Annotated in this window: 10 protein-coding genes; 9 read left to right on the top strand and 1 reads right to left on the bottom strand. The window is 63.2% G+C overall.

Features of this window, described 5'->3' with window-relative positions; all coding sequences use genetic code 11:
• Window positions 1-61: 61 nt before the first annotated feature.
• The 9 genes from glgC (at window position 62) to X756_RS140065 (ending at window position 14,289) form a co-directional block, all read left to right on the top strand.
• Window positions 62-1,327: a glucose-1-phosphate adenylyltransferase gene (glgC, locus tag X756_RS140025; RefSeq protein WP_023670729.1), complete on the top strand. Its 1,266-nt coding sequence runs from the start codon at window positions 62-64 to the stop codon at window positions 1,325-1,327.
• Between the two features lie 19 nt (window positions 1,328-1,346).
• Window positions 1,347-2,792 carry a glycogen synthase GlgA gene (glgA, locus tag X756_RS140030; RefSeq protein WP_023731349.1) on the top strand — a complete coding sequence of 482 codons (1,446 nt, stop codon included), beginning with the start codon at window positions 1,347-1,349 and terminating at the stop codon, window positions 2,790-2,792.
• Window positions 2,793-2,795: 3 nt separating this feature from the next.
• Window positions 2,796-4,424, top strand: coding sequence for an alpha-D-glucose phosphate-specific phosphoglucomutase (locus X756_RS140035; protein WP_023731348.1), 1,629 nt, complete (start codon window positions 2,796-2,798; stop codon window positions 4,422-4,424).
• Window positions 4,425-4,695: 271 nt separating this feature from the next.
• Window positions 4,696-6,696: a glycogen debranching protein GlgX gene (gene glgX, locus X756_RS140040; protein WP_023731347.1), complete on the top strand. Its 2,001-nt coding sequence runs from the start codon at window positions 4,696-4,698 to the stop codon at window positions 6,694-6,696.
• Window positions 6,696-8,345, top strand: coding sequence for an alpha-glucosidase family protein (locus tag X756_RS140045; RefSeq protein WP_023731346.1), 1,650 nt, complete (start codon window positions 6,696-6,698; stop codon window positions 8,343-8,345). Before glgX ends, X756_RS140045 begins: the two co-directional genes overlap by 1 nt.
• 449 nt (window positions 8,346-8,794) lie before the next feature.
• Window positions 8,795-10,387: a peptide ABC transporter substrate-binding protein gene (locus X756_RS140050; RefSeq protein WP_023670734.1), complete on the top strand. Its 1,593-nt coding sequence runs from the start codon at window positions 8,795-8,797 to the stop codon at window positions 10,385-10,387.
• Window positions 10,388-10,561: 174 nt separating this feature from the next.
• Window positions 10,562-11,485: an ABC transporter permease subunit gene (locus tag X756_RS140055; protein WP_023684574.1), complete on the top strand. Its 924-nt coding sequence runs from the start codon at window positions 10,562-10,564 to the stop codon at window positions 11,483-11,485.
• A 9-nt stretch (window positions 11,486-11,494) separates the two neighbouring features.
• Window positions 11,495-12,622: an ABC transporter permease subunit gene (locus X756_RS140060; RefSeq protein ID WP_023705465.1), complete on the top strand. Its 1,128-nt coding sequence runs from the start codon at window positions 11,495-11,497 to the stop codon at window positions 12,620-12,622.
• A 47-nt stretch (window positions 12,623-12,669) separates the two neighbouring features.
• Window positions 12,670-14,289 carry an ABC transporter ATP-binding protein gene (locus X756_RS140065; protein WP_023687204.1) on the top strand — a complete coding sequence of 540 codons (1,620 nt, stop codon included), beginning with the start codon at window positions 12,670-12,672 and terminating at the stop codon, window positions 14,287-14,289.
• Window positions 14,290-14,330: 41 nt separating this feature from the next.
• Here the strand turns inward: X756_RS140065 and X756_RS140070 are convergent, their stop codons facing one another.
• Window positions 14,331-14,636: a hypothetical protein gene (locus tag X756_RS140070; protein ID WP_245264575.1), complete on the bottom strand. Its 306-nt coding sequence runs from the start codon at window positions 14,634-14,636 to the stop codon at window positions 14,331-14,333.
• Window positions 14,637-14,912: the final 276 nt, after the last annotated feature.

The following is a 14,912-nucleotide window of genomic DNA, read 5'->3' as shown; positions in this document are numbered from 1 at the left end:
AGGTCCGTCGACTCGTTGCGGACCGGGCGATGCTCCAGACTGGTAATTTGGGAGGGTAAAAATGGCAGACTTGAAGAGAACCCAGCCGCTGGCGCGCGATGCCATGGCCTATGTGCTGGCCGGCGGCCGCGGCAGCCGGCTCAAGGAATTGACCGACCGCAGGGCCAAGCCGGCTGTCTATTTCGGCGGCAAGACGCGCATCATCGATTTCGCGCTGTCCAATGCGCTGAATTCCGGCATCCGCCGCCTCGGTGTCGCCACCCAGTACAAGGCGCATTCGCTGATCCGCCACCTGCAGCGCGGCTGGAACTTCCTGCGGCCGGAGCGAAACGAAAGCTTCGACATCCTGCCGGCCAGCCAGCGTGTCTCGGAAACGCAGTGGTATGAAGGCACCGCCGACGCCGTCTACCAGAACATCGATATTATCGAAGCCTATGGCCCCGAATACATGGTCATCCTCGCCGGCGACCACATCTACAAGATGGACTACGAGCTGATGCTGCGTCAGCACGTCGACGCCAATGCCGACGTCACCGTCGGTTGCCTCGAAGTGCCGCGCATGGAAGCGACCGGCTTCGGTGTCATGCATGTCGACGGCAAGGACAACATCATCGCCTTCGTCGAAAAGCCCGCCGACCCGCCCGGCATTCCCGACAAGCCGGAATTCGCGCTGGCTTCGATGGGCATCTATGTCTTCAAGACCAAGTTCCTGATGGAGCAGCTGCGCCGCGATGCCGCCGAGCCGGGTTCAAGCCGCGACTTCGGCAAGGACATCATCCCCTACATCGTACAGCACGGTAAGGCGATCGCGCACCGTTTCGCCAAATCCTGCGTGCGCTCGACGGCCGAGAACGAGGCCTATTGGCGCGATGTCGGCACGGTCGACGCCTACTGGGAAGCCAATATCGACCTGACCGACATCACTCCCGAACTCGACCTCTACGACCGCGACTGGCCGATCTGGACCTATGCCGAATTGAAGCCGCCGGCAAAGTTCGTGCATGACGAGGATGGCCGGCGCGGTTCGGCCGTCTCCTCGCTGGTCTCAGGCGATTGCATCGTCTCGGGTGCTTCGCTGAAGCGCAGCCTGATCTTCACCGGCGCGCGCATCAACTCCTATTCGACGCTGGAAGAGGTCGTCATGCTGCCCGACGTTCATGTCGGCCGGAACGCAAAGTTGAAGCGCGTCGTCATCGACCACGGTGTAAGGATACCGGAAGGGCTGGTGGTTGGCGAAGACCCTGTTCTCGACGCCAAGCGTTTCCGGGTTTCGGAAAAGGGCATCTGCCTGGTCACGCAGGACATGATCGACAAGCTGAAGCTGTAAGACGGGGTACCATAAACGCATGCAGGTTCTGTCGGTCACGCCCGAGATATTCCCGCTGATCAAGACCGGCGGACTTGCCGACGTGACCGGCGCATTGCCGATCGCGCTGGCCGCCAAGGGCGTGACCATGCGCACGCTCATCCCCGGCTTTCCCCAGGTGATGGACGCCTTCAAGAAAAAGAAGGCTGTCTACCAATACCCGCTGCTGCAGGGCGGCAAGGCTTCGGTCCATGCCGTCAAGATCGCCGGGCTTGACCTGTTCGTGCTCGACGCGCCGCATCTCTACGACCGTCCCGGCGGCCCTTACGGCAATGCGGCCGGCGCCGATTGGCCCGACAATTGGCGGCGTTTTGCCGCGCTGAGCCAGGTCGGTGGCGATATCGCCGGCGGCGCCATTTCCGGCTACCAGCCGGATCTCGTCCACGCCCATGACTGGCAGTCGGCGATGACGCTGGCCTATATGCGCTACGGCAAGGCGGTCGGCGTGCCGTCGCTGATCACGGTTCACAACCTTGCCTTCCAGGGTCAGTTCGGCGCCGGCATTTTTGGCGAGCTCGGCTTGCCGGCCGCGGCGATGGCGCTCGACGGCGTCGAATACTATGGCGGCGTCGGCTTCCTCAAGGCCGGCCTGCAGGCGGCCTGGGCGATCACCACGGTGAGCCCCACCTATGCCCAGGAAATCCGCTCGCCGGAATTCGGCATGGGCCTCGACGGCCTGATCAACATGCGCTCTTCCGACCTCTACGGCATCGTCAACGGCATCGACACCGACATCTGGAACCCGGAGACCGACAAGCATCTGGTGTCGGCCTACTCCGCCGCGACGCTCAAGGCTCGGCTTCCCAACCGGGCGGTTGTCGAGGACCGCTTCAGCCTCGAGCGCGACGACAGTCCGATCGTCTGCGTCGTCAGCCGGCTGACCTGGCAGAAGGGCATGGACATACTGGCGGCTGTGGTCGACGGCGTCGTCGCCACCGGCGCGCGGCTGGCGATCCTCGGCTCAGGCGACGCCGGCCTGGAAGGCGCGCTGCTGGCTGCCACCGCCCGCCATCGCGGCCGTGTCGGCGTCGTCGTCGGCTATGACGAGGAGCTTTCCCACACCATGCAGGGCGGCTGCGACGCCATCGTCATCCCGTCGCGCTTCGAGCCTTGCGGGCTGACCCAGCTTTACGGCCTACGCTATGGCTGCGTGCCGGTCGTCGCCCGCACCGGCGGCCTTGCCGACACCATCATCGACGCCAATGAAGCAGCGATCTCGGCCGGTGTCGCCACCGGCTTCCAGTTCGCGCCCAATAGTGGCGGCGCCATGCTGCACGCCATCCGCCGGCTGGTCGATGCGCATTCGAGCCCGGCCGTCTGGGAACAGATCCAGCGCCAGGGCATGAAGGCCGATGTCTCCTGGGACAAGAGCGCCGACAAATACGTTGAACTCTACCGCCTGCTGCTTTCGAAAAGGGTTGCCTGAAGCATGATCCGGACCGTCGCCACCAAACCCTATCTCGACCAGAAACCCGGCACGTCCGGACTGCGCAAGAAGGTGCCTGTCTTTCAGCAGGAGCACTATGCCGAGAACTTCATCCAGTCGATCTTCGACGCGCTGGAGGGCTTTGAGGGCAAGACGCTGGTGATCGGCGGCGACGGCCGCTTCTACAACCGCGAGGTCATCAAGAAGGCCATCGCCATGGCGGCGGCCAACGGCTTCGGCAAGGTGATGGTCGGGCAGGGCGGCATATTATCGACGCCGGCGGCGTCGCATGTCATCCGCAAATACAAGACCTTCGGCGGCATCATCCTGTCGGCCAGTCACAATCCGGGCGGCCCGCACGAGGATTTCGGCATCAAGTACAATGCCGGCAATGGCGGCCCGGCGCCGGAAAAGCTGACCGACGCGATCTTCGAAAAGACCAAGACGATTTCGAGCTTCAAGACCGCCGACATCGACCAGATCGACATCGACAAGATCGGCACGGTGACCGCCGGCGGCATGGCGGTCGAGATTATCGACCCGGTCTCCGATTACGCCGAGCTGATGGAAAGCCTTTTCGACTTCGACGCCATCCGCGCCAATTTCAAATACGGCTTCCGCATGCGCTTCGACGCCATGCATGCGGTCACCGGCCCGTATGCCAAGGAAATCCTCGAGCGCCGGCTTGGCGCGGAGAATGGCACCTGCCGCAACTACAAGCCGCTGCCCGATTTCGGCGGTCATCACCCGGATCCGAACCTGGTCCACGCCAAGCATCTCTATGACGAGATGATGGGACCGGATGCGCCCGATTTCGGCGCCGCTTCCGACGGCGACGGCGACCGCAACTTGATCATCGGCAAGGGCATTTTCGTCACCCCGTCGGATTCGGTGGCCATGCTTGCCGCCAATGCGCAGTTGGCGCCGGGCTACAAGGACGGCCTCAAAGGCATCGCCCGCTCGATGCCGACCAGCGGCGCGGCAGACCGCGTCGCCGAACAGCTCGGCATCGGCATCTACGAAACGCCGACCGGTTGGAAGTTCTTCGGCAATCTGCTCGATGCCGGCATGGCAACGATCTGCGGCGAGGAAAGCGCCGGCACCGGCTCGAACCATGTCCGTGAAAAGGACGGGCTGTGGGCGGTGCTGTTGTGGCTGAACATCCTGGCCGTGCGCGGCGAAAGCTGCAAGGACGTCGTCACCGAACATTGGGCGACCTACGGCCGCAATTACTATTCACGTCATGACTATGAGGAGGTCGAAACCGAGCGCGCCAACGCCCTGGTCGACGAGTTGCGCGCCAAGCTCGCTTCGCTGCCCGGCACTAGCGTGCGCGGCCTGAAGATCGCCAATGCTGACGACTTCGCCTATCACGATCCCGTCGACGGTTCGGTGAGCAAGAACCAGGGCATCCGCATCCTGTTCGAAGGCGGCTCGCGTGTCGTGTTTCGTTTGTCCGGCACCGGCACGTCGGGTGCTACGCTACGCGTCTACATCGAGCGCTACGAGCCGGACAGAGCGCGGCATGATCTCGACACGCAAGAGGCGCTCGCTGACCTGATCGCGGCTGCCGATGATATCGCCGGGATCAAGAGCCACACCGGGCGCAACAAGCCGAGCGTGATTACTTGAGGGTGGTGACGTCTTTACCCTCCCCCTTGTGGGGAGGGTCGATCCGCGCAGCGGATCGGGTTGGGGGTGCTCGTAAAGCGCTTTCCCCGCGCCGACCCCCACCTCGCTCACTTCGTTCGCGACCCTCCCCACAAGGGGGAGGGNGGGGGGGGTCGATCCGCGCAGCGGATCGGGTTGGGGGTGCTCGTAAAGCGCTTTCCCCGCGCCGACCCCCACCTCGCTCACTTCGTTCGCGACCCTCCCCACAAGGGGGAGGGTGGAGGATGCGCCGATGACCCAACTCGGCGCAACGGTCACTCCCGAAGGCATCCGCTTCGCCGCCTGGTCGTCATCTGCGCGGCGCCTGTGGGTGCCGATCTTCGACGACACCGGCGCCCGTGAAATCGACCGGCTCGAACTTCAGCCGGAAAGCGAGGGCGTCCATGCGCTGTTCGTCGCCGGCCTTGCCGCGGGTACGCGCTACGGCTTTCGCGCCGACGGCGAATATGCGCCGGAGCGCGGGCTGTGGTTCGATCCCGACAAGCTGCTCACCGATCCCTACGCCGTCGAGATCGACCGGCCCTACCAGCATCATTGGCGGCTTGCCGCCCGGCGCAACGAAGGCACCGATACCGCGCCGCTGATGCCGAAGACCGTCGCCCGCGCGCTGCCCAAGCCGCTGCCGGCCAAGGCGCCTTTGTTCCAGCCGGGCGGTCTGATCTACGAACTCAATGTCCGTTCCTTCACCAGACTGCATCCGGACGTGCCCCAAGCGCAGCGCGGCACCATTGCAGCCCTCGCCCATCCGGCCATCCTCGAACACCTCAGAAAGATCGGCGTCTCCGCCGTTGAGCTGATGCCCGTGACGGCATGGGTCGATGAGCGCCATTTGCCGCCGCTGGGCCTCAGCAATGCCTGGGGCTACAACCCAGTCACCTTCATGGCGCTCGACCCGCGCCTGGCGCCCGGCGGCCTCGCCGAGTTGCGCGATACTGTGGGGGTGCTGCGCAGGGTTGGCATTGGCACCATCCTCGATCTCGTCTTCAATCATACCGGCGAAAGTGACCGGCTCGGGCCGACGCTGTCGCTGCGCGGCCTCGACAATCAAGCCTACTACCGCAGCGAGCCGGACGGCAGGTTGGCCAACGATACCGGCACCGGCAACACCATCGCCTGCGACCATCCGGTCGTTCGCGACATGGTACTCGACACGCTGCGCCATTTCGTCCGCCAAGCCGGCGTCGACGGTTTCCGCTTCGACCTGGCGCCGGTCCTCGGTCGCGTCGATGGCGCATTCGATCCGGCAGCCCCGTTGCTCGAAACCATCGCAACCGATCCCATCCTTGCCGACAGGGTGCTGATCGCCGAGCCCTGGGACATCGGCCCGAATGGCTATCAGCTCGGCAATTTCCGGCCGCCTTACCTCGAATGGAACGACCGCTACCGCGACGACGTCAGGCGCTTCTGGCGCGGCGATGCCGGCGCGGTCGGTGCGCTGGCGACAAGGCTCGCCGGCTCCTCCGATGTGTTCGGCAGGGAGGGCCAATCCGCCAGCCGCACGGTCAACTTCATCGCCGCGCACGATGGCATGACGCTGGCCGATATCGTCGCCTATGAAGCCAAGCACAACCAGGCCAATGGCGAGAAGAACCGCGACGGCCACAATGAGAACCTGTCCTGGAACAACGGCGTCGAGGGCGAAACCTCGGACAAGGCGATTGCCGAGGCCCGTTCCCATGATCGCTTCGCGCTGCTCGCCACTCTGTTCGCCTCGCGCGGCACCATCATGCTGACGGCGGGCGATGAATTCGGCCGCACGCAAGGGGGCAACAACAACGCCTATGCGCAGGACAACGCCATCACCTGGCTCGACTGGGCCGGGCGCGACGTCGGGCTGGAAGCCCATGTGTCCGCGCTCGCAGCTCTGCGCGGCGCGGTGCCGGCGCTTTCCGATACGCGCTTCCTGACCGGAGAGCCGCCGGCCGGTTCTGAAACGCCCGACGTCGCCTGGCTGACCGAGACCGGCGCGCCGCTCGGCGAAGCCGACTGGAACGATGGCTCGCGCCATCGCCTCGTCATGCTGCTCGGCGATGGCGGGGAAGGCCGCCTGGCTGTGATCGTCAATGGCGATCGCCGCCAATGCGTCTTCACGCTGCCCGCGCGGCAAGGGTTTGAATGGCAGCCGGCTGTTGAAGCGCAAGCGGTCGACCTCGCGTGGCCGCTGCCCGGCCGCAGTGTCAGTTTCATGATCGAGCGCCGGACCGCAAAGGCCCGCGCCAGGAAGGGTCCGTGATGGCCGACGACAATGCCCAGCCGGGACCCGAACAGAGCGCCGACTGGTGGCGCGGCTGCGTCATCTACCAGATCTATCCTCGCTCCTTCCAGGACACCACCGGCGACGGCAGCGGCGACCTCTCAGGCATCACCTCACGGCTGGCGCACGTCGCCTCGCTCGGCGTCGACGCCGTCTGGCTGTCGCCCTTCTTCAAATCGCCAATGGCCGATATGGGCTACGACGTCTCCGACTATCAGGCGGTCGATCCGATGTTCGGCACGCTCGACGACTTTGACGCGCTGGTTGCCGAGGCGCACAGGCTCGGCCTGAAGGTGATCATCGATCAGGTGTTGTCGCACTCCTCCGACAAGCACGAATGGTTTGTAGAGAGCCGTGCCAGCAAGGATAATCCCAAGGCTGACTGGTATGTCTGGGCCGACACCAGGCCGGACGGCAACGCGCCCAACAACTGGCTGTCGGTCTTCGGCGGCCCGGCCTGGGAGTGGGACGCGACCCGCCGGCAATACTACATGCACAATTTCCTCGCCTCGCAGCCGGACCTCAACTTCCACAATCCTGAGGTTCAAGACGCGTTGTTGCAGACGGTGCGGTTCTGGCTCGAGCGCGGCGTCGACGGCTTCCGCCTGGATACGGTCAACTACTATGTCCACGACCGCTGGCTGCGCAGCAATCCGCCGCTGGCGTCGAGCGTCGCCGGCACCAATGGCGAAACCAACACCTATCTCTTCCAGGAGCATCTGTTCGACAAGACGCAACCGGAAAACCTCGGTTTCCTCAGGCGCTTCCGCGCTTTGCTCGACGAATATGACGGCCGCGCCAGTGTCGGCGAGGTCGGCGACGAAGGCCGTTCGCTGCAGACGCTGGCCGCCTACACATCCGGCGGCGACAAGCTCAACATGTGCTACACCTTCGACCTGCTCGGTCAGCAATTCTCAGCCGCCCATGTGCGCGGCTGCGTCGAGGCCTTCGAGGCAGCTGTCGCCGACGGCTGGGTCTGCTGGGCGTTCTCCAACCACGATGTCGTGCGCCATGTCAGCCGCTGGACGCGGCCGGGCGGCGATCCAGATGCGGTGGCGACATTCGCTATCGCTTTGCTCTCCTGCCTGCGGGGCTCGATCTGTCTCTACCAAGGCGAAGAGCTTGGGCTGGAGGAGGCGGAACTGACCTTCGAGGATCTGCGCGATCCCGTCGGCATCCGTTTCTGGCCGGGGGTAAAGGGCAGGGACGGCTGCCGCACACCGATGGTCTGGGAAGCGGGCGCCGACAATGCCGGTTTTTCCTCGGGAAAACCCTGGCTGCCGGTGCCGGAAAGCCACCGCGCTCGGGCGGTCGATATCCAGAACGCCGACGACAAGTCCGTGCTCGCCGGCTACCGGACGACGCTCGCCTTGCGCAAGGCGCATCTGGCGCTGGTCAAGGGCCCGATCCGCTTTCTCGATACCGACGGCGATGTCCTTGCCTTCATCCGGCAGGGCGAGGACGAGATATTGCCCTGCGTCTTCAATTTCGCCGACAAGCCGGCCGACTGGCGGCTGCCGCCGGATCTCCAGCCTGTCGAGGCGATCGCTCTGGGTGGCGGTGCCGTCCTGCAGGAGGAGGGGCTGTTGCTGCCGGCCCTGGGCTGGTTTGTCGGCAAGGTTGGCTGATCTTTCAGGGACGCCGTCCGGCTTCAAAAAAGATCGAGTCCGCATGCAACCGTGCCGAGTGATCCGCGCAACGTCACCGGCGCCACGTTTTTCATTTTCGGGCTTCTTAGGTACTTTCGTTGAGCTTCGCCACGAACTGCATTCCTGGAATGTTTCCAGATGGTTGCGCTAATGACAACTGCTGAGGGCAAAATGCAAAATTGCAGGACAACCGCAAGCTGCACCCAATTGAACCTGATAGTATAGATTAGCTATGGCTGGTTTAGGGTGAGGATGCTCACTTAGCGTCAAGCAAGACTCGGTTGAAATAATATTTCCGTCTGTCTAGTCTCCTGCCACCAGCTGCCGGAACGGGAACCGGCGGCGCGCTCGAAGGGGCCAGAAATCGGTTCCGGGGCGTCAACACTCGTAAGGCGCAGCCGATGGGCAGCGCCACAGGGAGAGACTTCATGCTGAAAAATATGCTGAAGGCGACGCTTGTCGCCGCGACCATGACCTTTGCCGCAGGCACGTTCCTGACGCCGGCCCTTGCCGAGACCGTCTATAACAGAGGCAGCGCCGCCGAAGCGGAGACGGTCGATCCGCACAAGACCTCGACCGTCTACGAAGCCGATATCATACGCGACCTGTTCCAGGGACTGGTCATGCACGATCAGAAGACGAACCTCATCCCGGGCGCCGCCGAAAGCTGGACGGTATCTGATGACGGCACCGTCTACACCTTCAAGCTGCGCAAGGACGGCTTGTGGTCGGATGGCAGCCCGGTGACGGCGGACGACTTCGTCTATTCCTTCCGTAGGCTGGAGGATCCGGCGACCGCCGCCGAATACGCTTCCATGCTCTATCCCGTGAAGAACGCCGAGGAAGTCAACACCAAGAAAGGCAAGCCCGAGGACATGGGCGTCAAGGCGATCGACGCCAACACCCTGGAAGTGACGCTGAAGGCGCCGACGCCATACTTCCTGGAGATGCTGACCCACCAGGCTACCTACCCGGTCAACAAGGCCTCGATCGACAAGCTCGGCGCCGACTGGATCAAGGCGGGCAATCTCGTTTCGAACGGCGCCTATACATTGGCCGAGTGGATTCCCAACGACCACATGAAGCTGGTCAAGAATCCGAAATTCTGGGATGCCGCGACCGTCAAGATGGACGTCGTCAACTACATCCCGACCGAAGACCGCTCTTCGGCGATGAAGCGCTTCGAGGCCGGCGAACTCGACAGCTACGGCGACCTGCCGACCGAACAGCTCGCTGACCTCAAGACCAAGTTCGGCGATCAGGTCCGCGTCGGACCGTATCTCGGCACCTATTATTACGCGATCAAGACCGACAAGGCGCCCTGGGACAATGTCGAGCTGCGCAACGCCATCTCGATGGCTATCGACCGCGACTTCCTGGCCGAAAAGGTCTGGCAGAATTCCATGCTGCCTGGCTATTCGATGGTGCCTCCGGGCATCGCCGGCTACACGCCGGCAATGGCCAAATACGCCGACATGCCGCAGATCGACCGCGAGGACGCCGCCAAGAAGATCCTTGAGAAACTCGGCTATACGCCCGAGCATCCGCTGAAGATGGAGATCCGCTACAACACCTCGGAAAACCACAAGAACACCGCGGTTGCCATCCAGGAACAGTTGAAGCCGCTTGGCGTCGAGATCACGCTGCTCAACACCGATACCAAGACCCACTATTCCTTCCTCGAGCAGAAGGGCAACTACGACGTGGCGCGTGCCGCCTGGATCGCCGACTACAAGGATCCCGAGACCTTCCTCGGCATCACCCGCAAGGCCAGCGGCAACAACTATTCGAACTACGTCAGCCCGGCATATGAGGCGGCCATGGACAAGGCCGCGGCTGCCGGCGGCAAGCCGGAAGAGCGCATGAAGGACCTCACCGAGGCCGAGCGCATCCTTGTCGATGACGTCGGCAACATTCCGCTTCTCTACTACAGCTTCCACGATATCGTTTCCTCGAAGCTGCATGGCTTCGATGACAATGTGATGGACATCCATCCGTCCCGCTTCGTCTCCAAGGACTGATAATCATCCTTGACTGGACCGCCGCGCCCCATTTGGGCGCGGCGGACTGGTCGGTCATCGCACCGGTCCGAAAGTCGTGGTCGATTTTCGGCAAGCCCGGTGCGAAGATTTGGCGCCGGAGCGTGGCAATGCGTCCGTATGGACGTATGTCGCTCTGGCCGAAGCGGGGCGCCGATGCTGCGATACATCTTACGGCGGCTTTTGACCGCCATTCCGACGCTGTTCGTCATCGTGACCATGGCGTTCTTCCTGATACGCGTCGCACCGGGCGGCCCTTTCAATCAGGAGCGGGGCCTCAGTCCCGAGATCAGGGCCAATCTGGAAGCACAGTTCGGCCTCGACGATCCGCTCTGGCTGCAATATGCCCACTATCTCGGCAATCTCCTGCGCGGCAATTTCGGGCCGAGCTACAATTTGCCTGACTTCACCGTCACCGAACTGTTTGCCAAGGGGCTGCCGATATCGGTCCAGCTCGGCACCTCCGCGCTGATCCTGGCGCTGCTGCTTGGTTCGGTGCTCGGCACCATCGCCGCGCTCAACCAGAACAAGCTTGGCGACTATACGGTGATTGCGCTGGCGACCGCCGGCAGCACTATCCCCACCTTCGTCATCGCTCCTGTGATTCAGCTGGTGTTCGGATTGACCTGGAAGCTGTTGCCGATCGGCGGCTGGGGTGATGGCGCATTGATCAACAAGATCGGCCCGGTGCTGACGCTGGCCTTGCCGCAGATCGCCATCGTTGCCCGCCTGATGCGCGGGTCGATGATCGAGAGCTTGCGTTCGCATCATATCCGAACGGCGCGTGCGCTCGGCCTCTCCGACTGGTCGGTGGTGGTCAAGCACGCGCTGCGCGGCGCCATCCTGCCGATCGTTTCCTTCACCGGCCCGGCAGCCGCGGCGCTGCTCACCGGTTCGGTCATCGTCGAGACCATCTTCTCCATTCCCGGTGTCGGCCGCTATTTCGTCGATGCCGCGCTCAACCGCGACTACACGCTGGTGATGGGGACCGTGGTGGTGATCGCGCTCTTCACCATCGTCTTCAACCTGATCGTCGACGTCATGTACGCGGTCGTCGATCCGAGGGTACGCTATGACTGAGGGTGCGCTATGACTGACATCACAGCCGCCGCCGCTCCGCCGGCCGTCGTCGGCCGCTCGCTCTGGGGCGACGCATGGGCGCGCCTCAAAGCCAACCGCGCCGCCATGTTCAGCCTCTATTACCTGGCCTTCATTGGCGTCATCAGCATCTTCGGCCCCTGGTTCGTGCCGCATCAGTACACCACCATCTATGCCGACTATGTGCGCACGCCGCCAAGCTTTTCAGCCTATCCGAAGCCCGACATGATCGAGACGGCGCTCAAGGATGCCATCAAGCGCATGCGCGTCGACATCAAGGAGTGGAAACTGGACGGCAGTCGCGTCACCGTCACCGTCACCTCGACCAGACCGATCGACGACCGCAACATCCGCTATCTCGACCGCTCCGATGCCTTCGACGATACCAAGATAGAGAGCAAATCGGCCGACGGGCTCGAATTGACTATGACTGCGTCGGTCAAACAGCAGTACTTCCTGTTCGGCACCGACAACACCGGTCGCGATCTTCTCTCGCGAACGCTGATGGCAGGGCGCATCTCGCTGGCCATCGGCCTGCTTGCCGGCATTGTCGCCGTGGTCATCGGCGTCCTCTACGGGGCGGCGGCCGGCTTTTCCGGCGGCAAGATCGACGAGGTGATGATGCGCATCGTCGACGTGCTCTATTCCTTGCCCTTCATTTTCTTTGTCATCATGCTGGTGGTGTTCTTCGGCCGCAATTTCGTGCTGATGTTCCTGGCGGTCGGGGCGGTGCTGTGGCTCGACATGGCGCGCATCGTGCGCGGCCAGGCGCTGTCGATCCGGCGGCAGGAGTATGTCCAGGCGGCCGAAGCCATGGGCGTCGGCCAGCGCGGCATCCTGCTGCGCCATGTCATCCCCAATCTGCTCGGACCAGTGGTGATCTACATGACGCTGCTGGTGCCGCAGGTCATCATCCTGGAAAGTTTCCTGTCCTTCCTCGGCCTTGGCGTGCAGGAACCGATGACCAGCTGGGGCGTGCTCATCTCCGTCGGCGCCAAGAACATCGGCACCGCCAACTGGCTGCTTTTGTTCCCCGCCTTCTTCCTCGTGTCGACGCTGTTTGCACTGAACTTCGTCGGCGACGGCCTGCGCGACGCGCTCGATCCGAGAGACCGATGAAGATGGGACCGATAAAGATGGGGACCGATAAGATGGGGACCGTTGCGATGGAAACGCCCGAAACGATCCTCAGCGTCAAGGACCTTCGCGTCCGCTTCCGCACGCTCGACGGCGCGGTCGAAGCGGTCAAGGGCATCAACATCCACGTCAAGGCAGGTGAAACCGTTGCCGTGGTCGGCGAATCCGGATCCGGCAAGAGCCAGACCATGATGGCGGCGATGAGCCTGCTGGCGTCCAACGGCGAGGCGACGGGTCACGTCGATTATCGCGGCCGCAACCTTTTGACCATGAGCAAGCCCGACCTCAACAAGGTGCGCGGCGCCAAGATCAGCATGATCTTCCAGGAGCCGATGACCTCGCTCGATCCGCTCTATTCGATCGGCAACCAGCTTATCGAACCGATCCGCAAGCACCGCGGGCTGAACGCAGCCGAGGCACGGAACGAGGCGCTCAAGTTGCTCAGGCTGGTGCATATCCCCGATCCCGAGCGGCGGATGAAATCCTATCCGCACGAAATGTCGGGTGGCCAGCGCCAGCGCGTCATGATCGCCATGGCATTGGCCAACGACCCCGACATCCTGATCGCCGACGAGCCGACGACGGCGCTCGACGTCACCATCCAGGCGCAGATCCTGGTGCTGCTCGCCGAACTGCAGCGCAAGCTCGGCATGGCCATCGTCTTTATCACCCACGATCTCGGCATCGTCCGGCGCTTTGCCGACCGCGTCTATGTCATGCGCTATGGCGAGGTGGTCGAGGAAGGCGAGGCGGAAGCACTTTTCGCCAACCCGCAGCATGCCTATACCAAAATGCTGCTGGCCGCCGAACCGACCGGCACCAAGGCGGCGCCGCCGCCCAGCGCTCCTGTGCTGCTGGAGGGCCGCAATGTCGAAGTGACCTTCAAGATCGGCGGCGGCTTCCTTGCCGGCGAACCGCTGCTGCTACGCGCCGTCGATCACATTTCGATCCGGCTGAAGCGCAACCAGACCATCGGTATAGTCGGCGAATCCGGTTCGGGAAAATCGACGCTCGGCCGCGCACTTCTGCGCCTGTTGCCCAGCGACGGTGTCATCCGCTTCGGCGACCGCGACATCTCCACCGCCGACCGCCAGGCGATGCGGCCGCTGCGGCGGGAGATGCAACTCGTCTTCCAGGATCCGTTCGGCTCGCTGTCGCCGCGCATGACCGTCGGCCAGATCATCACCGAAGGGCTTCTGGTGCATGAGCCGAACCTGTCAGGCAAGCAACGCGATCAGCGCGCCGTCGAGGCTTTGCTCGAGGTCGGACTCGATCCCAACGCACGCAACCGCTACCCGCACGAATTCTCCGGCGGCCAGCGCCAGCGCATCGCCATCGCGCGTGCCGTGATCCTGAAGCCTAAACTGGTGGTGCTGGACGAGCCGACTTCGGCGCTCGACCGCTCGGTGCAGAAGCAGATCGTCGAATTGCTGCGCAAGCTGCAGGCCGACCACGAACTGTCCTACCTCTTCATCAGCCACGATCTCTCCGTGGTGCGCGCCATGGCCGACTACATCATCGTCATGAGGCAGGGCAAGATCGTCGAGGAAGGGCCGACGGAAGAGATCTTCAGCAACCCGAAGGCGGCCTACACGCAGACGCTGATGGCTGCGGCAATCGATGTCACGCGCTTCAGGCTGAGTGCTTAAGGCGTGACGTTCAGCAGATAGTCAGGGTAGGGCCAGTTCGCTTAGCCCGCTGACCTGGGGCATCTGTTGGCCCTTGTCGCGACAATGGCCTCTTGCCGCTGCTTCAGCAGTTCGATTCTGGCCGTCTCACGCTTGGCCACTGCGCTCTTCACGCGCGTGCCGCCGAGCAGCCAGTTCGGCACGCTGGTGTTGGCGACCTTGCCGCGGGTGATGGCGGTCTGCGAGATTTCGCGCGCGGTATCGCCCACCGCATTGTTGAGCTCGGCGCATGTCATGCGGTCGTATTTCGCCGGGTTGACCGCGCTGCCCAGCGATGAGCAGCCTGCCATCAGGAAAAGAACAAGCATCGCTGACAGCCGGCCTGCGCTTGAAATAAACAAATTCATCTTCCGCAAACCTCGTTCCGGGCCGCTGTCTCGGCGGCATTCCTATTATCGAGTTAGCGCGGATGGTTGTCGCGTCAAAACACCATGCTGACAGCGACGCCGACGCGGCCGGTTTGCATCAAGCTATCTTGTGGGTCGGGAGAACAAACACCTAAGTGTCTGTTGCCCTTCCCGAGAGATGGGTGACAGTTCATTCCGGAGACATGGGTTACACTTTCGGCCCTTTGCAAGGAGAGC

Origin of the sequence: Mesorhizobium sp. LNJC405B00 (assembly GCF_000502615.1) — a bacterium.
Taxonomy (GTDB): domain Bacteria; phylum Pseudomonadota; class Alphaproteobacteria; order Rhizobiales; family Rhizobiaceae; genus Mesorhizobium.
The sequence above is the reverse complement of the archived record's forward strand: the minus strand, read 5'-3'. Positions and strand labels throughout refer to the sequence as shown.